The organism is Nanchangia anserum (assembly GCF_015240065.1).
In the GTDB taxonomy this organism is placed as follows: domain Bacteria; phylum Actinomycetota; class Actinomycetes; order Actinomycetales; family Actinomycetaceae; genus Nanchangia; species Nanchangia anserum.
The window spans coordinates 1,804,842-1,825,955 of record NZ_CP060506.1 but is presented as its reverse complement, the minus strand read 5'-3'; the positions used below and the strand labels follow the sequence as shown (position 1 = coordinate 1,825,955).

Below are 21,114 nucleotides of genomic sequence, written 5' to 3'. Positions count from 1 at the left end.
GGCGATGACGACGACACCGACCCCCACGATGCCCCAGCAGGCGGCGCAGGCGATGGCGAACCTCCTAGACGCCGTGGCCGCGCTGCCTCCCCAGATCGGCGAGATCGCCGAGCGGTTCACGTCGGCGGGCCACGAGCTTGCCCTCGTCGGCGGCCCCGTGCGGGACGCGTGTCTGGGCGTCGTCCCCCACGACTTCGACCTGGCGACGTCGGCCCGGCCCGACGAGACCGAGCGGCTGCTGCGCGAGTGCGGGGCGAACACGTGGGACATGGGCCGAGCCTTCGGCACGATCGGTGGGCACCTCGGCGGCGTGAGCGTCGAGATCACGACGTACCGCAGCGACGACTACGACGCGGCCTCGCGCAAGCCGCAGGTGGCCTTCGGCGACACCCTTGAGGGCGATCTGACCCGACGCGACTTCACCGTCAACGCGATGGCCCTGCGCCTGCCCGACTACACCCTCGTCGACCCCCACAACGGCCTCGCGCACCTGCTCGCCCGCGAGCTGCGCACCCCCGTCTCGGCGCACCAGTCTTTCGACGACGACCCCCTGCGCATCATGCGGGCGGTGCGCTTTACCTCGCAGCTGGGCTGCGAGGTGTCCGAGGAGGTGCTCTCGGCGATGGTCGCCATGGCCGAGCGGCTGAGCATCGTCTCGGCCGAGCGCCTGCGCGGCGAGCTGGAGCGACTGCTACTGTGCCCGAAACCGCGCTCGGGTCTCGAACTCATGGTCTACACCGGCGTCGCCGACTACGTCCTGCCCGAGCTCGTCGCCCTCCAGGACACCGTCGACGCCCAGCACCGCCACAAGGACGTCTACGAGCACTCCCTGACCGTCCTTGATCAGGCGATCGACCTCGAGACCGACGAGGACGGCCCGGTGCCCGGCCCCGATCTCGTCTTGCGCATCGCCGCCCTCATGCACGACTGTGGCAAACCGCGGACCCGCCGGTTTGAGCGCGACGGGACGGTGACGTTCCACCACCACGAGATCGTCGGGGCCAAAATGATGCGTCAGCGCATGAGGAAGCTGACTTTCGACAAGCAGACGATCAAGGCCGTCTACACCCTCATTTCCCTGCACGGCCGTTTTCATGGTTATGGCGAACAGTCGTGGACGGATTCGGCGGTCCGCCGTTACGTGGCGGATGCCGGCGACCAGCTGGAGCGGCTGCACCGGCTGACCCGCGCCGACTGCACGACGGGCAATCGCCGCAAGGCGCAGCGGCTCTCGCACGCCTACGACGACCTCGAGGCGCGCATCGCCGAGATTGCCGAACGCGAGGAGTTGGCGAAGATCCGCCCCGACCTCGACGGCACCCAGATCATGGAGATTCTCGGCATTGCCCCCGGGCGCGAGGTCGGCGAGGCCTACCGGATGCTCCTCCAGGCCCGCATGGACGAGGGTCCCCTGGGTGAGGAGGAGGCAACCCGGCGGTTGAAGCTGTGGTGGCAGCAGCGCTCCTAACCCGCGTGTCGCGGCGGTGCCGTCGCTAGGGTGGGTGCATGTGCGGCCGCTACGCGCTCGGGCAAGGCGAGGAACACCTGGTCACGCTCTTTGACGTCGATCAGGTCATCGACCGCGGCTTTTCCGGGTCGTGGAACATCGCCCCCAGCCACGGCGTCCCCGTCATCATGGAGCGCTATGAGGTTCCCGATGCACCTCGGCCCTCCCAGCGCGGTGAGGTTCATCGCCAGCTGCGCTGCCTCGAGTGGGGGCTGATCGCCCATTGGAGCAGGGACGATTCGCATCCCATGATTAACGCCCGCGCCGAGACCATCACTGAGAAACCGACATTCCGCTCCGCCGCGCGCAAGCGCCGCTGCCTCGTCCCGGCAACCGGCTACTACGAGTGGCAGCCGTGCCCGCAGGGAAAAGAACCGTGGTTCTTCAGCGCCGGTCCCGACGATCCCGTCATGGCGTTTGCCGGAGTGTATGAGGCGTGGCGGTCCGGTCCCGATCAGCCGTGGCGACGCACGGTCGCGATCCTCACCCGCCCCGCGGCCGACGCCCACGGCCACATCCACGACCGGTCCCCGCTCATCGTTCCCGCCTCGCGTTTTGCGGACTGGTTGGCCCCGGACCCGCTCGAAGGTGCCGACGTGCGTCGCCTCATCGTGTCGCTGCCCGAGCCGCGCCTCACCCCGCGCCGGGTGTCGCGAGCCGTCGGTTCCGTTGCCAACAACTCCCCCGACCTCGTCACGGGGATCGAGCCCTAGGCGGGGTCGGCGAGTTCGGCCAGGGGATCGTCGACGAGGCGCTGGAGAACCCTGTGGGCTGCTCCTGTCGCCGCCAAGTTCGCGCTGTGAGTGCGCACCCGCAGTTGCGGGGTGGACCATTCCGCGTGGGGCACGCGCCGGTACAGCTCTGCACGCGCGGGCGGAACCAGCCAGGAGGCCAGCTCTGCGATGTTGCCCCCGAGGATGGCCGCGGGGATATCGAGAATGTTGATGACCGCGGCCAAGGCGCGCCCGAGCGCCTTCCCTCCCTCGGTGAGGGCGCGCCGTGCTTGCTGTGAGCCGCGATGTGCCGCCGCGTCAATGTCTTCGGCGTGCGCATCGGGTGCCAGCCCCGCTGCCGCGGCGAGAGCGCGCAAACCGAGGTACGACTCCAAGCAGCCGGTCGCGCCGCAGCCGCAGCGTGGGCCCTCAGGATTGACGCAGATGTGGCCGATTTCCCCGGACCAGCCGTGGGCGCCGTCAACGGGCGCGTGAGAGAGGACGAGGCCCGCGCCGATGCCGACCTCGCCGGAGACATAGATGAACGACTCCGTCTCGGCCGCGACGCCGGGACGCGGATGAGCGAGCGCGTAGGCGGCGAGGTCGGCCTCATTGGCGATAAGTGCGGGACCCAGTGCCTCGAGCGGGGCGGTGATCTCGGCTAGAGGGATATGACGCCATCCGAGGTTGGGTGCGATGGCCACTTCGGTGGGGGAGATGAGGCCCGGCAGGGCGAGGCCGCACCCCAGATAGCGTGGGACGGGCGCGCCGGTGCCGAGATCCGTGCACGCGCGTGCGAGGGCCCGTTCGCGCGTGGTCTGCGCAAGGTCCGCGAGAGCGGCGAGGGCGTCGGCGGGCCGGCGGGTCACGGGCGTGGGCGCAATATCTTCGGCGATGACGGTCCCGGCTAGGTCGATGACACGGGCGCGCAGGGAATTGACGTTGATCTCGAGGCCGAGGGCGAGGACGGCACCCGGCCGGGCGCGCACGGCGATGCCCGGCCTGCCGCGCCCGCTCGCGGGTGCCGGAGTCTCGCTGACGAGACCGGCCCGGGCAAAGTCGTCCACGAATTTGGACACCGTCGCCTTCGTCGACCCCACCGCGGTGGCGATGCGCGCCCGGGAAATCCCGTCGTCGGCGGCGAGGATCGCGTGCAGCACGGCTGCCGCGTTCGTCGCGCGCACCGCAGAGCCCGTGACGCTCGCGCGAGAGCGCGGGACGAGGACGGAGGAGGGGCGGGGCATCATGGGGTTGACTATAGCCAGCTCGCTAAATAGTTTAGGATGTAAACGAAATGCGTGATGTGCAGCAACGATGCTCGAGGAGACCGTGATGACACGCACCCCAACCCCGCACGACAAGTTCTCGTTTGGCCTGTGGACCGTCGGCTGGAACGCCGTCGACCCGTTTGGTGCCGCCACGCGCGAGGTGCTCGATCCGTGGGAGTATACGGCGAAACTTGCCGAGCTCGGGGCGTGGGGCATCACCTTCCATGACAACGACGTCTTCGATTTTGATGCCAGTGACACCGAGCGCGCCGACCGCGTCGGTAAGGTCAAGCAAGCGGCCGATGCCGCCGGGCTGAAGATCGAAATGGTCACGACAAACACGTTCACCCACCCCGTTTTCAAGGATGGGGGCCTGACGAATAACGACCGGTCGATTCGCCGCTTTGGGTTGCGCAAAATCCTGCGTAACGTCGACCTCGCCGCCGAAATGGGTGCGGATGTGTTCGTCATGTGGGGCGGGAGCGAAGGTGCCGAATACGACTCATCGAAGGACCTCAACGCAGCGTTCGACCGCTACCGCGAGGGGCTCGACACCGTTGCGGCCTACATCAAACAGCGCGGTTACGACCTGCGGATCGGGCTGGAGCCGAAACCGAACGAACCGCGTGGCGACATCTTCTTGCCCACCGTCGGTCACGCCCTTGCTCTCATCGCCGAGCTCGACAACGGCGATATCGTCGGCCTCAACCCCGAGGTTGGCCACGAGCAGATGGCTAACCTCAACTACACCCATGCCCTCGGTCAGGCCCTCAATGCCGGCAAGCTGTTCCACATCGATCTCAACGGCCAATCGGGTCTGAAATACGACCAGGACAAGTGTTTCGGGCACGGCGATCTGCCCTCGGCGTTCTTCACCGTCGACCTGCTGGAAAACGGTTTTCCCGGTGGCGGTCCCCGCTACGAGGGGCCGCGTCACTTCGACTACAAGCCTTCGCGCACCGAGGGAATCGGCGGGGTGTGGGACTCCGCGAAGGCAAACATGGAGATGTACCTTATGCTCGCGGAAAAGGCGCGCGCATTCCGCGCGGATCCCGTGACCCGCGAACTCATGGAGGCCGCCTCCATTCCCGAACTCGCCGTCTCCACCCTGGCCGAGGGCGAAACGCTGGACGATTTCCTCGCCGACGAGGCCTCGTTTGAGAACTTCGACGCGGAGGCCGCCGGGGCGCGCGAATACCGCTTCGTCGAGCTGTACCAGCACGCGATGCGCCACCTGATTGGCTAGGGGCATCATGGCAACGAAGCGGTACTACGTCGCGGGCGTCGATTCGTCGACGCAGTCGTGCAAGGTCGTCATCTGCGACCCCGCAACGGGGGAGGTCGTACGGCAGGGGCGCGCGTCCCATCCCGATGGTACGCAGGTCCACCCCGATCACTGGTGGGAGGCGTTCCTCGCCGCCGCCGAGGCCGCAGGCGGACTCGATGACGTCGCGGCCCTCAGCGTGGGCGGGCAACAGCATGGACTGGTGTGCCTCGACGCCGACGGCAACGTCATTCGTCCCGCCCTGCTGTGGAACGACACCCGCTCGGCCCCGGCGGCGCAACGGTTGCGCGAGGACATGGGGGAACAGTGGTGGGCACGAGAGACCGGCTGCGTGCCGGTCGCCTCGTTCACGCTGACGAAACTCGCCTGGCTGGCCGAACACGAACCCGACTCACTCTCCCGCCTCGCCGCCGTTTGCCTGCCCCACGACTGGTTGACGTGGAAAATCCAGGGGGCACCCGGGCTGGACGCGCTCGTCACCGATCGCTCCGATGCCTCAGGAACGTGCTACGTCGGCACCGACGCGAGGACATATCGCCGCGACATTCTCGCGCGCGTCCTCGGCGAGGACGTCGCTCGCTCTCTCATTCTTCCCCGCATCCTCGGCCCCCGAGAGGTCGCCGGCTACGGTGGCACGCAACAGGGGTGGGGCGACATCGTCATCGGCCCCGGCTGCGGCGACAACGCAGGAGCTGCACTCGGCCTCGGCCTCGGTGTCGGTGACGCCATGGTGTCGTTGGGAACGTCCGGAGTCGTTGCGGCGGTCTCGGCCGATCCCGTCTGTGACCCCTCGGGCCTCGTCGCGGGCTTCGCCGACGCCACGGGTGCCTGGCTGCCGTTGGCGTGCACCCTCAACGCCTCGCGAATCATCGATGCGATGGCGCGGATCCTGGGCGTCGACTACGACACGTTCGACGAGTTGGCGCTCAGCGTCACCGACGCCGCCGGGCTGCGCCTCGAGCCGTATTTCGAGGGCGAACGCACCCCGAATCTCCCGGATGCCACGGCCACGCTGTCGGGAATGACGCTGGCCAATTCCGATCCCGCGCACGTGGCTCGTGCGGGTGTCGATGGGCTGCTATCCCTCATGCGCGTGGCCCTTGACGCCGTGCGCGACCTGGGCGCTCCCATCGATCGGGTTGCCCTCGTCGGCGGTGGGGCGAAGTCACGCGCCGTGCGTGAACTCGCGCCTGTGGTCTGGGATGCCGAGGTGACGATCCCCGAGCCGGGTGAATACGTGGCCCTAGGAGCCGCCCGTCAGGCCGCCAGCGTGCGCGGCTAAGTCGTCCTCAGGAACCGCGCACGCGGGAGATGACGTGTGCGATCCCGACGAGGACGCTTCCCCACACGGCACCGATGACGAGCGAGCACGCGGTGTTGACGCACCAGGCGAGGAACCCGCCGACCCCGCCAATGCCGGCGACGTATCCCTCGAGGTGGTGGACGAGATCGTGAGGGGCGTGCCACCCCAGGTCCGCGCTCGACGTCAGCAGGATGTGTCCGCCGACCCACACCATCGCGAACGTCCCAATGATCCCGATTGCCGCGAGCACCCGCGGCATGGCCGCGACCAAGACCCGCCCGAGGCGCCGCGCCCACGGGTTGTGGCGCTTCGCCAGGTGGGCACCGACGTCGTCCATCTTCACGAACACGGCCACGACGCCGTAGACGAGGAACGTGATGGTGAAGGCGACGAAGATGAGGATGATCGCCCGTGCCAGCAGCCCCTCGCGGGCCACCTCGTTGAGGGCGATCACCATGATCTCAGCCGACAAGATGAGGTCGGTGCGCACGGCCGAGTGCACGACCTCGTCCTCGGCGTCACCTCCCTGGGCCAGGCGCGGCGTCTCGTGGCCGGCGGAGGGATGGATCTTCTCCCAGACCTTTTCCATGCCCTCAAACGAGAGGTAACAGCCGCCGAGAATGAGGATGACGGGGATGAGGAAGGGCGCCCATTCGCTGAGGATCAGCGCAATCGGCAAAATAATGAGCAGCTTGTTGCGCAGCGATCCCCGCGTGATCCGCTTGATGATGGGCAGCTCGCGCTCGGGCTTGATCCCGCTCAGGTACTGCGGCGTCACCGCCGTATCGTCGACGACGACCCCGGCCGCCTTCGCCGAGGCCCGCCCCGCGGCCGCAGCCACGTCGTCGGCGCTCACGGCGGCCATGCGCGCCAGTGTCGCGATATCGTCGAGCAGAGCCACGAGTCCGCCGGCCACGCCCACCTCCTGCGTCCGGTATGCGTATTGGGCCTCACGCTACCAGCCTCGTCGTGCCTCGCAGCACCCGAATCCGCCATGAGGCGGGCGACGTGGGCGAAAATGGTCACAGGAGGACACAATCGTGGTGCATATCGTCGAAGAAGAACCCGTCGTCATCGACCATCTGAGGTTGCGCGGTCTCGAACGCAGCCTCGGGACGGGCACCGCGCGGTCGTGGAAATTCTGGTCGCTGCCCGTCAGCGCCCCGCCCGTTGGCCCGCTGCGCTTCGCCGCCCCGCAACCGGCGCCCGAATGGTCGGGCATCCGCGAGGCCACCCGCCCGGGACCGACCCCGCAGCGGCGACCGCTGGCCGAGGTGACCGGCATCCCCGAGCCCTCCTACCCGGGCGAGGACACCCTGACGGCAACGGTGTGCACGCCGAGCCTCGACCCCAGCGCGCGTCTGCCCGTCCTCGTGTGGATTCACGGAGGCGGCTACAAGGGCGGGTCCCCGGCGTCGCCGTGGTACGACGGGGCCGCCTTCACCCGCGACGGCATCGTCACGGTCGCCCTGTCCTACCGACTGGGATTCGAGGGCTTCGGGGCCATTCCGGGTGCCCGACAAACCGGGGACTCCTCGACCAGATCGCTGGATTGGAATGGGTGCGCCGCTCGATCACGGCCTTTGGCGGCGATCCCGACGCCGTCACCATCGCCGGGCAGTCGGCGGGTGGGGGATCGGTGCTCGCCTTGGCCGCGTCGCCCGCGGCGCGCGGACTTTTCCGCGGAGTCATCGCCGTCTCGCCCGCTTTCGCTCCGGCGTCGGCTGCCGAGGCCCGCGAACTCACCGACCGCCTCGCCGCGATCGTCGGCGTGCACAACGACCGTGAGGCCTGGCAGGGCGTTGACGAGGAGGTAATCCTCGACGCCGCGGCCCAGCTCGAGGGAGAGCTGGCGCCGAGCGGGCTGACACCCGAAGACCGAGGCGCCGCGCTCATCGACGTCGACTACGGCACCTCGCGATCCTTCGGCCCCAGCGTCGAGGACGGGATTATCCCGGAGAACTGGATTGCTGACCTGGCCGACGTTCCCCTCATGATCGGCTCGACCGCCCACGAATTCACCTCGTTCGGCCATGTCCTCGTTCCACCCGATGGCCAAGACAGGATCGACGCCACCGTGCGCGAGCGCCTGGGCACCGTCGCAGATCTCATCGAGCGCGATCTCGCGGGCACGGCCGAGGCCGGCTTCATCGCCGGACAGCTGCTGACGATCGGGATCTTCCGCGGCCCGGTCGTCGACGTCGCCGACGCCCATGAGCGCACGTGGGTCTACGACTACCGCGTGCCCGATACCCGCACGGGCCTGGCCGAGCACTGCATGGACGTGCCCGCGATCTTCGACTGCCTCGACCATCCCCACGTCGCCCACACCTGTGGCCCCGACGTCTACCCCGACGTTGCCGCCGACATTCACGCCGCGTGGGTGCGATTCATCCGCGAGGGCGAGCCCGGGTGGCAGCCATGGAATCGCGATGGGCGTGCGCGTGTGTGGCGCCCCGATGGGGGAGAGGTCGCCGCGGCCTACGCCACCGAGCGTGCCCTGCGCGAGCGACAGGCGCGCTAGATGCGTCGGTTAGGCTGGTCCCACGTGCGGCATCGTCGTGTCGAGGAGGACTCATGACCCGTGCACTCATTCTCGTAGACCTACAGCCGACTTTTTGCGAAGGCGGCGAACTCGCAACCGCCGGCGCGAACGCCGTGGCCGAGGCGTGTGCCGAATACGCTCGCAGCCATCGCGACGATTACGCGCTGGTCGCCACGACGCAGGACTGGCACATCGATCCCGGCGACCACTTCTCCGATACCCCCGATTTTGTCGACACGTGGCCGCCGCACGGCATCGCGGACTCGCCGAACGCCCAGCTGCACCCGGCCCTCGACGGGTTTAACCCGGACGTGTCGGTGAAGAAGGGGCACTACGCCGCGTCATACTCCGGTTTCGACGGGGTCGACGAGGACGGCCGTCACCTCGCCGACATCCTGCGCGAGGCCGGCGTGGACGCCGTCGACGTCATCGGGCTGGTGCTCTCGCACTGCGTCGCCCAGACGGCGCTCGACGCCCAGCGCCTCGGCTTTGCTACGCGCGTCTTCACCGACCTGTCGGTTCCCGTCAGCCAAGAATTGGGCGACGCCGCCTGCGAGCAGATGCGTCGAGGCGGCGTCGAGGTTGGACGGGTAGCGTCGTAAGCTACTTTTTCTTCTTGCTGCCGGTGCGCTTCTTCGCGTCGGCGAGGATCGTCGCGGCGTGATCGGGAACGTAACCGGACACCGAGACGGGCGGGCGCACGTAGCCCGTCGAGGGCGGGCGCTCCGGCAGCGTGATCGGATCTGCCTCGGGCACGTCGTGATAGGGCAGGGAATCGAGCAGGTGGGCGATCATGTTCAGGCGCGCCTGCTTCTTCGAGTCCGACAACACGTGGTGCCACGGGGCGGTGGGCGTGTCCGTGTGGACCATCATGTCGTCCTTGGCGCGCGAATAATCTTCCCACCGGGTGATGGATTCGAGGTCCATCGGCGAGAGCTTCCACTGGCGCAGCGGGTCGTCGAGGCGCTTTTGGAACCGCTCGAATTGGACGTCGTCGGACACCGAGAACCAATACTTGCGCAGGTAAATGCCGTCTTCGACGAGCATGTTTTCAAAAATCGGGCACTGACGCATGAAGCGCTGGACCTCTTCGGGGCTACAGAATCCCATGACCTTCTCGACGCCGGCCCGGTTGTACCACGAGCGGTCGAACAGAACCATCTCCCCGGCCGCGGGCAGGTGCTGGATGTAGCGCTGGAAATACCACTGGGATTCTTCGCGCTCGGTCGGGCGCGGCAGTGCGACGACGCGGGCGACGCGCGGCGAGAGATATTCCGTGACCCGCTTGATCGTGCCGCCCTTTCCGGCGGCGTCGCGGCCCTCAAAGATGATGACGACGCGGGCGCCGGTGGTCTTGACCCAACGTTGCAGTTTGACGAGCTCGCCTTGGAGGCGGCGAAGCTCTTTTTCGTAAACGTCGTTGGGAATCTTCAGCGCTTGGGGGCGCTCGAGTTGCGCGTCGGGGGTGGCGGGCACGATGGTCTCCTCACAGGTCGTCACTGACGTGATGGCGCCAGTCTAGAAAATGCCGCCCGAGCGCGTGGGCGTATCGCCGATGAGGTCGACAGTGGCATCGAGGAGGGGTGCGGCGCGGTAGTCTCGGGGAGGCGGATGCGCCTGGGGCGCGAGCGAAGGATGAGGAGGGCACCGTGCGGCCGACGATCATTGGTATTGCCGGGGGAACATGTTCGGGCAAGTCGACGTTGACCCGGGCGCTGTCGGAGCGTTTCGTCGACCAGACGGCGGTGATGCTGCACGACAACTACTACCGCTCCCGCCCCGACCTGCCCCTGGCCGAGCGGGCAGCGCTGAACTACGACGAGCCCGCGGCGTTCGAGACGAGTCTGCTGATTTCCCACCTCCGCGCGCTCCTGGCCGGTGAGTGCGTCGAGATGCCGACGTATGACTACGTCCACCACGACCGGGCCGAACCGACGATCACCATTCGCCCGCGCCCCGTCATCATCGTTGAGGGCATCCTCGTCCTCACCGAGCAGGAGCTGTGCGACGTGTGCGATATCAAGATCTTTGTCGACACCGACGCGGACGTGCGCCTGCTTCGCCGCATCCGCCGCGATGCGGTTGAGCGCGGGCGGTCGCTGGAGTCCGTCGAACGCCAGTACCTCCAGACGGTCAAGCCCATGCATGAGCTCTACGTCGAACCCTCCAAGCGCCGCGCCGACATCATCGTTCCCGAGGGTGGCAGCAACCTCGTCGCCCTCGACATGCTCACGCATCGGATCCAGCGGATCATCGAGGACCACGCCGCTCCCGGCGCGAGTTAGCGCGGCGCGCGCCGGCGGCGAGTAGAGAGGGTGAGATGGCGATAGCGATCGCCGTGTCAGTCGTGGTCGGGGTGACAGGATTTGAACCTGCGGCCTCTTCGTCCCGAACGAAGCGCGCTACCAAGCTGCGCCACACCCCGTGAAGCAACGCGTCCCAGTATAGGCCAGCGCGCGCCGGCAACATAATTCACGCGCGCGCGGGTGAGGTGGCGTTGGCAACACTCACATAGAGCATCGTCGTTTCCGGTCGGCAAAACAGCCGGAACGGAGCGTATTTCGATGTGCCGAGTCCGCGCGAGACGTGCAGCCACGTCGAGCGGCCCACCTGGTCCGACAGGTCGCGTCCCGGACGGACGATCCCGTGATCCGTGTGTGGCTTGGGAGCGGCGACATCGCCGATGTGCCAGCGTGACAGCCCGCCCGATGCCTCGAGCGGGGCATCGCAATTGTTGACCAGGGCACGCCCGACCGGCAGACACACCTGGCCGCCGTGGGTGTGTCCGGCGAGGACGAGGTCGGCCCCGTGGGCGGTGAATTCGTCGACGACGCGGGCGTAGGGGGCGTGCGTGATGCCGATGCGCAGGTCGGCTGCGGTCCAGTCGGGACCGTCGCGCACGACGGCGTCGTAGTTGATGTGGGGGTCGTCGACGCCCGACAGCGACAGCCGAAGCCGTGGTTCGGCACCGACGTCATCGACCTGACCGGGCAGGCGCGGAGCGATATCGAGCACGGCCCCACCGTTGCGCAGGTCCGCCCACCCCAGGGTGTCGGTGAGGAATGCCGCCAGCTCGCGGTGGGGCAGATCGGGAACGTGGCGCGAGCGCGTCCGCGGCTTCGCATCGGCGTGTGCTCGGGCGCTCACGCGGCAGTTGTGCAGGCGACGCGCGACGTTGCGGGCAGCAGGCCCCGCGTAGCGCAGCGGCAGCGAGAAAACCCCGGAATAGTAGTCGTTCGAGCCGAACACGAACGCCCCGGGAATCCCCGTCAGCGGCGTCAACGCCTCGATGAGGGGGGCCAGCCCCTGAGCTTCGCACAGGTTGTCGCCGGTGAGGACGACGAGGTCGGGCTGGAGCCGCGCGAGCGAGCTCAGCCAGGCGACCTCCCAGCGCGAGTGCCGCCACATGTGAACGTCGGAAATGTGGAGGATGCGCAGGCGCACGCCGGCATCGCTGGCGGCCGGAACCTCGACGGTGCGCTGGATAGGGGCGCGCGCCTCGGCCAGCGCACCGATCGCCACGCCCGCTCCCAAGCCCACGGTCGCGCCCGCGGTACCGACCAGGACCCGTCCCCACGAGGCCGCCATCAGTCGTCGCCTCCCTCGGAGTCCTCGCCGTCCTGCTTCTCCTGCTCCTGGGCCTGCCGTTCGGATTCCTCGCGGGCCTGCTGGGCACGCTTGCGCGCGATGGCGGCGTCGCCGCGGGAGGACGATCCCCCGAGGTTAACCGAGGAGAAGTCGCGCACCTCCATGTTCGCGGTGGCGGCAGCCATGTAGTTACGCCATGCGGCGGACGGGATGGTCGAGCCGAAGACCACCCGGTAGTAGCGCCCGCCGATCCACACGTTCGTCAGCGGTGCCGATCCCTCGGAGTGTCCGACCCACACGGCGGTCGCCAACTGGGGCACGCCGCCGACGAGCCACGCGGCCTCGGCCTCGTCGGTCGTGCCCGTCTTCGTCATCGCCGGACGCCCGATCGCTGTCTGCCCGCCGTAGCTTTGATACGTCATGTTGAGCACGCGCGTGACCTTCTGAGCCGTCTCGGGCTTGACCGTCTGGTGGCACGTCGCGTCGGGGACCTTCAGCGCCTTGCCGTCGCGGTCTTCGACGGCCGAGATAGCGATCGGCGTGCAGTAGGTGCCGTCGTTGATGAAGGTCGCATAGGCGTTTGCCATCGACAGCGGCGGAACCGAGCCCGAACCGAGGATCGCGGCCGGCGTGAAGGGAATCTTGCCCTTGGCCGTTCCCCACCACGTGCCGTCGCCGGGCACGGCGCCGGTGTCCTTGGCCATCCTCATGATCGAGCACAGATCCAGCTCGGAGGCCATGGACGCGAAACCTGAGTTCAGCGACTTCTGGGTCGCCGTGATGACCGAGGTGGCGGCCGTCGACATCGAGTTGGAGTTCTTGAACGACCACGACGACGATGCCGCTTCGGGGCACGTCGAGGTGAATTCGCTCTGGTCGTAGCTGGAGCGTCCACCCACCGACGCGTACGCCGACTTTCCGGCATCCAGCCACGCCGCGAGGGTGAAGATCTTGTACGACGACCCCGTCTGGTAGCCGGCGCCACCGCCGTGTTCCTTGTCGACCGCGAACGAGACCTCGGTGGCCGTCGGATCCTTGTCGACGGCAACGCCGAACGTCGTGTTTTGAGCCAGGGCGATGATCTTGCCGGTGCCCGGCTCGATCGAGGCCAGCGCGATCTTCGTGTTCGAGGGATCGTTCTTCGGCACCTGCTCCTCAATGGCCTTTTGCGCGGCCTGCTGGGCGTTCGGGTCCAGCGTCGTGTGGATGGTCAGCCCGCCGCGCAGCAGGAGGTTGCGGCGCTGCTGAAGGGTCTTGCCGTAGATCTCGTTGTTGTAGATCTCGTTGACGACGTAGGAGCAGAAATACCCGGCCGACCCCGCCGCCGCGCAGCCTTGCGGTTCGTCGGAGGGCTTGAGCATGTCGGGGACCGAAATGGCCCGGGCCTCGTCGTATTCGGCCTGGGTGATGTCGCCGTAGCCGAGCATGGCCGACAGGACGAGATCGCGACGCTTTTGGGCCTCATCGGGGAAACGCAGCGGGTCATAGGCCGAAGGCGATTGGGTAAGTCCGGCCAGCAGCGCGCCCTCGGCGAGGGTCAAGTCCTTGGCGGGTTTGGAGAAATAGTGCTGTGAGGCCGCCTCGACGCCATAAACCGACGGTCCGAAGGGAGCGATATTTAAATATCCGGCGAGAATTTCATCTTTGGAATACTTCTTCTCGACCGACGTCGCGTATTTGGCCTCGCGCAGCTTGCGCTGAATCGTCGGGGCCTTCGCATCACGCACCGCCTGATCGTCGCCCGATTGCAACCCGATCTCGATGAGGGTGTTCTTGACGTACTGCTGGGTCAGCGTCGACGCGCCCTGCATGGACCCGCCCGCGAGGTTATTCGCGACGGCGCGCAGATTGCCCTCGAGGTCGACGCCGTGATGGTCGTAGAACCGATGGTCCTCGATTGCGACGATCGCCTTGCGCACCCACGGCGACATGTCGTCGAGGCTGACGACCCGGCGGTTTTGCGCATAAAAGTGCGCGATCGTCGAGCCGTCTGCCGCAAGCACGACGGACTGCTCCGACGGGGGAACCGGCTCGAACTCGTCCGGCAACTCGTTAAACGTCGCGGTGCCCGCGCGCGAGATCATCCCGAGTGTGCCCACCGCCGGGATTGCCAGGCCGGCAAACAGCACGGCCATCGCGACGATGAGCAGACCGATGGCCGTGAGCAGGCGAGTGAGTTCGCCGCGGGGCAGCGTGCGCGGAGTCTTCGGCATGGCCACAGTCTACGTGCCTGCTGCGCGGCGTGCCGATCCCGCAACACGACGCGTCGACGCGGTCAAAATGTGGCCGCTTTCATCATCATGTTTTGGCATTTTGCAGCGGCTCGGATATGGTCGAAGTCGAGCGTCAGGTAGCGCTTACAAGGAGAGAACCATGAGTGTCAATGATGACCAAACGTGGGCGGCACGCGCACTATGCGCGCAGGACGAGCCCGATGCCTTGTTCGTTCAAGGAGCCGCACAACGCCAGGTACGCACCCGCTGTTTTGCCTGCGAAGTTCGCCTCGAATGCCTCGCCGATGCCCTGCAGTCGCAGGCCAATTTCGGTGTGTGGGGCGGCCTGACCGAGCGCGAGCGCCGCGCGATGCTGCGTCACTACCCCCACATCACCGACTGGTACGAGTGGCTGTCGACGTCGTCGGATGAGCTTGCTCAAGAGATTCGCACGCCCGGTGCCCCGCGCGTGCTCGCCCATACGCGTCGTTAGGGAGCTCTGGTCGGCGCAGCGTCGCGCCGATAGGATCACCCCATGACGACATGGGAATACGCAACGATTCCGTTGCTTACGCACAACACCAAGCAGATTCTCGACACCTGGGGCGAGGACGGGTGGGAGCTCGTCACCGTCATTCCCGGTCCGAATGGTCCCGAGAACCTCGTGGCCTACCTCAAGCGGAAGCGAGACAACTAATTATGGAATCACCCCACACCCAGCAGCGCGTGCGCCCGTCCGAGGCGCTGGAAAAGCTCGGCCTGAGCCTGCCCGAGGTTCCCGTGCCGCTCGCCGCCTACACCCCGGCCGCCATCGCCGACGGCCGGTGGCCCGAGCCCGGCGACGACTACGTCATCGCCACCTCCGGACAGCTGCCCTTCGATGACAACGGCGATCTGGCAGCCCTGGGTCACGTCGGTCCGGGCGACCACGACGTCAGCGCCGACACCGCCTACCAGTGCGCCCGGTTGAGCGCGCTCGGCGCGATCGCCGCGGCGGCTCAGGTCGCCGGCGGGGTCGACAACCTGCTCGCGGTCGTCAAGGTCACGGCGTTCATCGCCTCGCGTCCCGACTTCACTGATCAGGCCCAGGTCGCCAACGGCGCGTCCGAGCTGTTCGGCGAGGTGTTTGGTCAGCCGGGCCTGGATCCCTCGGGTAACCCCTACCCGAAGGCCCACGTGCGCTCGGCTATCGGCGTGGCGGTCCTGCCGCTGAACGCCCCCATCGAGATCGAGGTCGAGTTCCTGGCTCGCAAGAACGCTTAGGACTCAACGGATACGCCGGGGCCCCGCAGGATATCCTGCGGGGCCCCGGCGTATCCGTGTTAGCGGGCGCGGCGGCGCAGCCCCTCGACGTCGAGCAGGGTGACGGCGCGACCCTCGAGGTGAATCCACCCGCGCGAGACGAAGTGGGCCAGTGACTTGTTGACCGTTTCGCGCGAGGCGCCGACCAGCTGGGCCAGCTCCTCCTGGGTGAGCTCGTGAGGAACGTGGAGGGCCCCCGACTCCGTGTGCGAGCCGAAGCGCTCGGCCAGGTCCAGCAGCGCCTTCGCGACGCGCCCGGGCACGTCGGCAAACACGAGGTCGGCCAGCGCGTCGTTCGTGCGGCGCAGGCGCTGGGCCAGGGCCTTGAGCATCTCTTGGGCCAGCGAGGGATTCTCCTCAATGAACGCCATGAGGTCGGAGTGATCGAGGTAGTAGAGCTTGCACGGCGAGATGGCCGTGGCCGTCGTTGAGCGCGGCCCCGGATCGAACAGCGTGAGCTCGCCGAGGACCTCGCGCGGCCCCAACACGGCGAGGAGGTTCTCACGGCCGTCGCGCTGCTCTTGGTGTCCGAGCTTGATCTTGCCGTCGACGACGACGTAGAGGCGGTCGCCCTGGTCGCCCTCGTCGAAGAGGTTCTCGCCGCGGCGCAGGCTCGCCTCGCCCATCATGTGGGCCAGCTGCTCCTGGGCGTGGCGAGGCAGGCTCTCAAACAACGGAACCTTCGTCAAGAACGTGGCGTCAACTGCCATGAAAACACTCCTCACTGCCAGCAAAATGGAAGGCGTCCCCTCTATTGTGCACTATTTGTGAGGTAGCACACCAGCAGATAGCGCGGCGGGGGATATCCGGATGAGAAAACCCTACCGCCTCGCGCGCTGTCTCAACGCCGGATTGCCGCCCATGCCGCCGGCAGCGCGACGCCGCCGATCGCGGCCTTGATGATGCCGCCGAGGATGAACGGGGTGACGCCCGCGGCCATCAGCTGACCAAACGACAGGGTGGTCCCCAGCCCCGCCATGACGACCCACAGGTAGGGCACCCCGATGAGGAAGGGAATCGTCGAGGCGAGGGCACAGGCCGCCAGCGAGCGCCACAGGCTGCGATCCCACCGCCGCTCGCAGGCACGCCCGAGGAAATAGGCGGCGGGAATGAAGCCGATGATGTAGCCGAACGCCGGGTCGCCACCGAGGCGAGCGAGCCGGTCATTCCGGAAAACCACGGCAGTCCCGCCAGGCCCAGCACCATGTAGGTCGTCAGCGCGGCGGCGCCGCGCTTTGAGCCGAGGACGCCGGCGACGAGGAGGACGCCGAGGGTCTGGCCGGTCACCGGCACGGGCCACAGCGGAATCGCCACCTGGGCGAGGATGCCGACGAGCGCGGCGCCGGCAAAGACCAGACCCGCCTGGCGGATCATGTCGCTCGTGCGCGTGAGGCGGCGAGGCACGAAGTGGTCGGCAAGAACGGGATAGGCAGTGCTCATGATGGATCCTTACGTGTTGTCCACCCGAAACCGGGTGGGGTATCGGCACTCATGACGACGCTCGCCAGGGCGAGCGGGCCATCGTGGGACAACGACAGATGCCACCTCACGGGGCCCCACCGATCGGTGAGGCTGTTCAGCGCGGCCGCGAGGTCGCCGGTGATAGACAGCTGGGGCCGGCCCCACCGATCGGTGATGACACCGAGGTGGGACCAGTCCAGCTGATCGGGTGCCAGGGGAGGGGCTGCGGGGGCGCATGCCTGACACCACGCCTTGACGGCCGCCTCTTTCGCGGCCCAGCGGGCAGCGAAAGAGGCATCCGGGTTCGCGCGGCGCACCGATTCGGCGCGCTCGCGCGCGGTGAAGACGTCGCCGAATCGCGACCCCGGCGCCGCCAACTGGGCGGCGAAGGAGGCGATGTCGACGATGTCGACGCCGTGCCCGATGATCACGCGTCCACCCGGGCGACGAGACGACCCGTCGCATCGAGGCGCGCATCGGGGGAGAGGAGAACCGCGGCTTCGGCCTCGGTGAGGGCATCCCCACTGAGGTCACCGAAGCGCCGATCCGTGACCGGGCTGAACAGTGCCTCACCACCGCACATGGCGTCGAGACGCCGCGTGTGGCCGGCGCGCAGGCGAGACAGCGCGCGTTCGCGCCACGCCTTGGCCACCTTCTCGCCGCGACTATCGGCCAGGGCCTGCTCGAAGGCGCTCGGGTGCGCGAGCACGACGAGGGCCCCGACGTGGCCGAAGCCGAGCGAGGTCAAGACGCCCGCGCGGATCGGCTGGGCCGGGCGCAACGGGGCGCGTAGCCACAGCAGCGGCATGTACTCGCGCATCTGCGGGTCCAGGCAGTCCAGCGCGCGGTTGCCGGGAATCACCTGGTGGGTGAACATCTCGGTCAATCCGGCGACCTGGAACAGCGCGGCCCCACCCTTGGCGTGCCCCGTCACGGTCTTCTGGGACACGACGTAGAGGGGATTGCCGACCTCGCGCTCGAGGGCGCGAGCCAGGCGGGCGTGCGCGTTCGCCTCGTTCGGGTCGTTGGCGCGCGTCGACGTGTCGTGCTTGGAGACCACGGCGATGTCCGACGCGGTGAGCCCGAGGCCGGCGAGATCGCGGGCCAGTTGCGAGTTGGTGCCGCCGCGGCCCGCCGCCACCACGCCCAGGCCGGGCGCGGGAATCGACTGGTGGGCCCCGTCGCCGAACGAGCGCGCGTAGGCGACGACGCCGTAGACGGGCAGACCTAGGTCGGCCGCGATGTCACCGCGGGTGAGCAGCACCGTGCCGCCGCCGGCCGCCTCGAGGAAGCCGCCTCGACGCCGGTCCCCGGCGCGCGAGAAGTAGCGCGACTCGATGCCGCGCTCGGCCAGCTCAGAGGAGCGAGCCGTCGCGTTCATGTCGCCGAAGCCCGTCAGCGACTCGACCGAGATGTCGTCGATACCGCCGGCCACGACGAACGACGACTTGCCCAGGCGGATCTTGTCGACGCCCTCTTCGATGGACACCGCCGCGGTCGCGCACGCGCCCACCGGGTGGATCATCTGGCCGTACCCGCCGATGTAGGCCTGCATCGTGTGCGCGGCAACGACGTTGGGCAGGGCTTCCTGCAAGATGTCGGCCGGGCGATCCTCGCCGAGGAACCGGTCGAGGAAGACCTTGCGCAGCGACATCATGCCGCCGATCCCCGTACCCTGCGTCGTCGAGACGTCGGCCGGGTGGCAGGCCTGAAGCAGCTCGGTCGGGCTGAAGCCGGACGAGATGAAGGCCTCCACGGCGGTGACGAGATTCCACTGGGCGATGCGATCGAGCCCCGAGGCCATCGCCGGCGTGATTCCCCAGCGCGTCGGGTCGAAATCGGTGGGAATCTGCCCGCCGACCGTGCGCGTGAGCGTCGCGCGCTTGGGCACCCGCACCTTGGCGCCGGCCGCCTTGCGCACGTACCACGTGCCCTCGTCGCACCAGATCTCGGTGTGCGTGCCGTCGGCGGCGAGGTAGTCGCGCGCCTCGGCCTCGTCGGCCACCGCGAACGTCTGCTCGCTGGGCAGGTACACCGTCGCGACGTCGATCGAGGCGGCATCGCGCAGATGCTCGTCATCGGCGAGGGGACGGATCCCGCACCGCGCGATGACCTCGTCGCGGAAGCGGTCGGCGATCTCGGTCTCGGGCACCGGGGTGCCCTCAGCGTCGACCCACCCGGCCGGCTGAGAATCCTGCCAGGTGATGAGGCCCATGCCCCACGCCAGCTCCATAATGCCGGCCGCCGTCAGCTCGACCTCGGCACCGAATTCCGCGCTGTGACGGGTCCGGCCGGTTCCCCATGCGCTGACCTCACCCAGGCCGACGATGACGACCTGTTCGGCCAGCGGGGTCGAGACCTCGCTCCACTCCAGGCGCGTGGCGAGCGTCGGGGCGCAAAGCGTCGGCAGGGCCGGCACCGTCGCCACCTTCTCGGCCTCGGTCTCGGTCGGTGTCGACTGGGCCTGGGCGCGAACCTCGCGAGCCATCGCCGCCAGGTCGATCCCCGCCTCGGCCAGGCCGCCGGTGAAGTCGGCCTGTAGCGGCGCGCTCGCGGCGCGCTCGCGGGCCTCGTCGTCGGCGAGGTCGAGGAGGCGGCGCGAGAGGTCCTCGGGGGCCATGACGTCGATGCCCGCGGCCTTGGCCGCCGGAATCAGCGCGTCGTTGGCGCCCATGAGCGAGGTTCCCGACACCCAACCGATCTGCGGGTGCGCGAGCGTGATGAACTGCGGCCAGCCGGCCTCGTGTGTGCCACTTCTCGCACACGGCGTCAAAGGCGGCCTTGACCTCGCCGTAGGCGCCGTCGCCGCCGAAGATGCCGCGGTTGGGCGAGCCGGGAAGGACGACGTGGACGCGGCGCGGATCGGCCTGTGCGCCGGCCAGTGCAGCGAGGCGATCGATCGTGCGCTCGACCGAGAACAGCAGCAGGCGCGCCTGAGCGAGCGCGTCGGCCGGGTCCTCACCCGTGCGTCCGCGCACCCCGCCGGCCGCGAACGGGAAGACGACGTCAGGCACGCACGCGGGCTTGACGAGGTCGGTCGAGGCGCCGTGGGTCTCGGTGTAGTCCGAGCCGATCCACTCGACGAGGGCGTCGACGTCGGCGAAGGAGGCGAGGTTGGCCGGGACGAGCCACAGGCTGGCGGTCATCGCCGCGTGGTCGCGGTAGAGCGCCTTCGCCCAGGCCAGGCGCGCCGGCGTGATCGAGCTGGCGGTGGCGATGACGGTCGCGCCCTCGGCGAGGAGGTCGGCGAGCACCGCGCCGGCGATCGAGCGCGGAGCTGCCCCGGTGACGAGGGCGACCTGCCCCGCGAACCGTCCCGCCGCCGGGGTCATCGCCTCGCGGGCGACGGTCGTCAAGACGTCGCGGCGGGCCGCGTCATCGGTGTGGGCGGCGTACCATGTGGCGAGGTCGGCCAGCGACTGCCCGCCGCCGACAAAGCGCGCGGGATCGACGTCGGCCGCGGCGATGTCGCCGGCGGCAACGTGGGCCAGATCCTCGCGGGCACTCGCCCACCGGTCATCGAGCAGCACGCACCGGCGCGCATCGAAGGCCGGGGCCACCGACGCCAGCCAGCCGGCGCCGAGTTCGGCGTCGACGCGAGCGGCGAGGGTGTGCGCCTCGGCATCGGCGCTGGGCTGGGTCGGCGCCGCTTCGGCACCCAGGGCGCGCAGCATGGCGCGGGCCTGTTCGGCAAGGAGTCCGTTCTCGCCCATCAGCTCCTCGCGCAGGGCGGCCAGCTCGCGCGAATCGACGACCCCGCCGGATTCGCCGCCGGCATCGCTTGCCAGGCTGACGCCGAGGGAGGCCGCGACGGCCTCGATGGCGGCGTCGAGCAGCGCGGTCGCCTCGGCGCGCGACGCCGTGACGTCGGGCAGCGACCCCAACTCGGCACCGCGCGAGGACGTTCCCGAGCGCGTCGCCAAGAACAC

18 protein-coding genes, 1 tRNA gene and 2 pseudogenes are annotated in these 21,114 nt (G+C 68.5%); 10 read left to right on the top strand and 11 right to left on the bottom strand.

The window, feature by feature from the left end; genetic code table 11:
• Positions 1-4 precede the first annotated feature (4 nt).
• The gene (locus H8R18_RS08535; RefSeq protein WP_420826897.1) at positions 5-1,468 is read left to right on the top strand and encodes a CCA tRNA nucleotidyltransferase; all 1,464 of its coding nucleotides are present in this window, start codon (positions 5-7) and stop codon (positions 1,466-1,468) included.
• A gap of 38 nt (positions 1,469-1,506) precedes the next feature.
• Entirely contained in the window at positions 1,507-2,220 is a 714-nt protein-coding gene (locus H8R18_RS08530) for an SOS response-associated peptidase (RefSeq protein ID WP_191071598.1), read from the top strand.
• Here H8R18_RS08530 and H8R18_RS08525 read toward each other — a convergent pair.
• Positions 2,217-3,467, bottom strand: coding sequence for an ROK family protein (locus H8R18_RS08525; protein ID WP_223875120.1), 1,251 nt, complete (start codon positions 3,465-3,467; stop codon positions 2,217-2,219). The two genes, H8R18_RS08530 and H8R18_RS08525, sit on opposite strands and share 4 nt — an antisense overlap.
• An 85-nt stretch (positions 3,468-3,552) precedes the next feature.
• On the opposite strand from H8R18_RS08525, the gene xylA reads away from it, so the two are divergent.
• Together xylA and H8R18_RS08515 are read left to right on the top strand one after the other, a co-directional pair.
• Positions 3,553-4,734, top strand: a complete 1,182-nt coding sequence (xylA, locus tag H8R18_RS08520) for a xylose isomerase (RefSeq protein ID WP_194189258.1) — start codon at positions 3,553-3,555, stop codon at positions 4,732-4,734.
• Positions 4,735-4,741: 7 nt separating this feature from the next.
• Positions 4,742-6,055 carry a xylulokinase gene (locus H8R18_RS08515; protein WP_191071596.1) on the top strand — a complete coding sequence of 438 codons (1,314 nt, stop codon included), beginning with the start codon at positions 4,742-4,744 and terminating at the stop codon, positions 6,053-6,055.
• Positions 6,056-6,062: 7 nt separating this feature from the next.
• On the opposite strand, the gene H8R18_RS08510 is transcribed toward H8R18_RS08515, so the two are convergent.
• Positions 6,063-6,992 (bottom strand): DUF808 domain-containing protein, encoded by a 930-nt coding sequence (locus tag H8R18_RS08510; protein WP_191071595.1) that lies wholly within the window; start codon positions 6,990-6,992, stop codon positions 6,063-6,065.
• Between the two features lie 124 nt (positions 6,993-7,116).
• On the opposite strand from H8R18_RS08510, the pseudogene H8R18_RS08505 reads away from it, so the two are divergent.
• Positions 7,117-8,600: pseudogene (locus H8R18_RS08505) on the top strand (carboxylesterase/lipase family protein).
• 53 nt (positions 8,601-8,653) lie between these two features.
• Positions 8,654-9,223 carry an isochorismatase family protein gene (locus tag H8R18_RS08500; protein ID WP_191071593.1) on the top strand — a complete coding sequence of 190 codons (570 nt, stop codon included), beginning with the start codon at positions 8,654-8,656 and terminating at the stop codon, positions 9,221-9,223.
• 1 nt (position 9,224) lies between these two features.
• Here H8R18_RS08500 and ppk2 read toward each other — a convergent pair whose 3' ends face one another.
• Positions 9,225-10,097, bottom strand: coding sequence for a polyphosphate kinase 2 (ppk2, locus tag H8R18_RS08495; RefSeq protein WP_191071592.1), 873 nt, complete (start codon positions 10,095-10,097; stop codon positions 9,225-9,227).
• 107 nt (positions 10,098-10,204) lie between these two features.
• Between ppk2 and udk the strand changes: the two genes are divergently transcribed.
• Positions 10,205-10,906 (top strand): uridine kinase, encoded by a 702-nt coding sequence (gene udk / locus H8R18_RS08490; RefSeq protein ID WP_227712806.1) that lies wholly within the window; start codon positions 10,205-10,207, stop codon positions 10,904-10,906.
• A gap of 63 nt (positions 10,907-10,969) precedes the next feature.
• Here the strand turns inward: udk and H8R18_RS08485 are convergent.
• From H8R18_RS08485 to H8R18_RS08475, 3 genes are all read right to left on the bottom strand, one after another.
• A tRNA-Pro gene (locus H8R18_RS08485) sits at positions 10,970-11,046 on the bottom strand.
• Between the two features lie 47 nt (positions 11,047-11,093).
• The gene (locus H8R18_RS08480) at positions 11,094-12,209 is read right to left on the bottom strand and encodes a metallophosphoesterase (protein WP_191071591.1); all 1,116 of its coding nucleotides are present in this window, start codon (positions 12,207-12,209) and stop codon (positions 11,094-11,096) included.
• The gene (locus H8R18_RS08475; protein WP_191071590.1) at positions 12,209-14,422 is read right to left on the bottom strand and encodes a transglycosylase domain-containing protein; all 2,214 of its coding nucleotides are present in this window, start codon (positions 14,420-14,422) and stop codon (positions 12,209-12,211) included. The genes H8R18_RS08480 and H8R18_RS08475 overlap by 1 nt, the downstream gene beginning before the upstream one ends.
• Positions 14,423-14,582: 160 nt before the next feature.
• Between H8R18_RS08475 and H8R18_RS08470 the strand changes: the two genes are divergently transcribed.
• Genes H8R18_RS08470 through H8R18_RS08460 form a run of 3 tightly spaced genes read left to right on the top strand, consistent with a single transcriptional unit; the run spans position 14,583 to position 15,685 of the window.
• Positions 14,583-14,915 (top strand): WhiB family transcriptional regulator, encoded by a 333-nt coding sequence (locus H8R18_RS08470; protein ID WP_191071589.1) that lies wholly within the window; start codon positions 14,583-14,585, stop codon positions 14,913-14,915.
• A gap of 42 nt (positions 14,916-14,957) precedes the next feature.
• A complete protein-coding gene (locus H8R18_RS08465) occupies positions 14,958-15,119 on the top strand; it encodes a Sp36 family protein (protein WP_191071588.1) in 162 nt (53 codons plus the stop codon).
• A 2-nt stretch (positions 15,120-15,121) separates the two neighbouring features.
• A complete protein-coding gene (locus tag H8R18_RS08460) occupies positions 15,122-15,685 on the top strand; it encodes a RidA family protein (RefSeq protein ID WP_191071587.1) in 564 nt (187 codons plus the stop codon).
• Positions 15,686-15,744: 59 nt separating this feature from the next.
• Here the strand turns inward: H8R18_RS08460 and H8R18_RS08455 are convergent, their stop codons facing one another.
• The 5 genes and pseudogenes from H8R18_RS08455 to H8R18_RS09400 all read right to left on the bottom strand — a co-directional run bounded on the left by H8R18_RS08455 (position 15,745) and on the right by H8R18_RS09400 (position 19,958).
• Complete coding sequence (locus tag H8R18_RS08455) at positions 15,745-16,434, bottom strand: Crp/Fnr family transcriptional regulator (RefSeq protein ID WP_191071586.1); 690 nt, start codon at positions 16,432-16,434, stop codon at positions 15,745-15,747.
• Positions 16,435-16,565: 131 nt separating this feature from the next.
• Entirely contained in the window at positions 16,566-16,904 is a 339-nt protein-coding gene (locus H8R18_RS09665) for a biotin transporter BioY (RefSeq protein WP_265087373.1), read from the bottom strand.
• A 23-nt stretch (positions 16,905-16,927) separates the two neighbouring features.
• Positions 16,928-17,098, bottom strand: a pseudogene (locus H8R18_RS09660) (biotin transporter BioY); the annotation flags it as partial.
• A gap of 62 nt (positions 17,099-17,160) precedes the next feature.
• On the bottom strand, positions 17,161-17,616 hold the full coding sequence (locus tag H8R18_RS08445; RefSeq protein ID WP_194189256.1) for a holo-ACP synthase: 456 nt from the start codon (positions 17,614-17,616) through the stop codon (positions 17,161-17,163).
• The gene (locus H8R18_RS09400) at positions 17,613-19,958 is read right to left on the bottom strand and encodes a beta-ketoacyl synthase N-terminal-like domain-containing protein (protein WP_227712805.1); all 2,346 of its coding nucleotides are present in this window, start codon (positions 19,956-19,958) and stop codon (positions 17,613-17,615) included. Before H8R18_RS09400 ends, H8R18_RS08445 begins: the two co-directional genes overlap by 4 nt.
• Positions 19,959-21,114: the final 1,156 nt, after the last annotated feature.

What these genes read in the sequence shown, in the direction of transcription:
- H8R18_RS08460 (WP_191071587.1), top strand. Translation starts at nt 15,122, where the DNA reads ATGGAATCACCCCACACCCAGCAGCGCGTGCGCCCGTCCGAGGCGCTG.
- H8R18_RS08500 (WP_191071593.1), top strand. Translation starts at nt 8,654, where the DNA reads ATGACCCGTGCACTCATTCTCGTAGACCTACAGCCGACTTTTTGCGAA.
- H8R18_RS08470 (WP_191071589.1), top strand. Translation starts at nt 14,583, where the DNA reads ATGAGTGTCAATGATGACCAAACGTGGGCGGCACGCGCACTATGCGCG.
- H8R18_RS08525 (WP_223875120.1), bottom strand. Translation starts at nt 3,467, where the DNA reads ATGATGCCCCGCCCCTCCTCCGTCCTCGTCCCGCGCTCTCGCGCGAGC.
- H8R18_RS08515 (WP_191071596.1), top strand. Translation starts at nt 4,742, where the DNA reads ATGGCAACGAAGCGGTACTACGTCGCGGGCGTCGATTCGTCGACGCAG.
- H8R18_RS08465 (WP_191071588.1), top strand. Translation starts at nt 14,958, where the DNA reads ATGACGACATGGGAATACGCAACGATTCCGTTGCTTACGCACAACACC.
- H8R18_RS08535 (WP_420826897.1), top strand. Translation starts at nt 5, where the DNA reads ATGACGACGACACCGACCCCCACGATGCCCCAGCAGGCGGCGCAGGCG.
- xylA (WP_194189258.1), top strand. Translation starts at nt 3,553, where the DNA reads ATGACACGCACCCCAACCCCGCACGACAAGTTCTCGTTTGGCCTGTGG.
- H8R18_RS08475 (WP_191071590.1), bottom strand. Translation starts at nt 14,422, where the DNA reads ATGCCGAAGACTCCGCGCACGCTGCCCCGCGGCGAACTCACTCGCCTG.
- H8R18_RS08455 (WP_191071586.1), bottom strand. Translation starts at nt 16,434, where the DNA reads ATGGCAGTTGACGCCACGTTCTTGACGAAGGTTCCGTTGTTTGAGAGC.
- H8R18_RS08530 (WP_191071598.1), top strand. Translation starts at nt 1,507, where the DNA reads ATGTGCGGCCGCTACGCGCTCGGGCAAGGCGAGGAACACCTGGTCACG.
- H8R18_RS08480 (WP_191071591.1), bottom strand. Translation starts at nt 12,209, where the DNA reads ATGGCGGCCTCGTGGGGACGGGTCCTGGTCGGTACCGCGGGCGCGACC.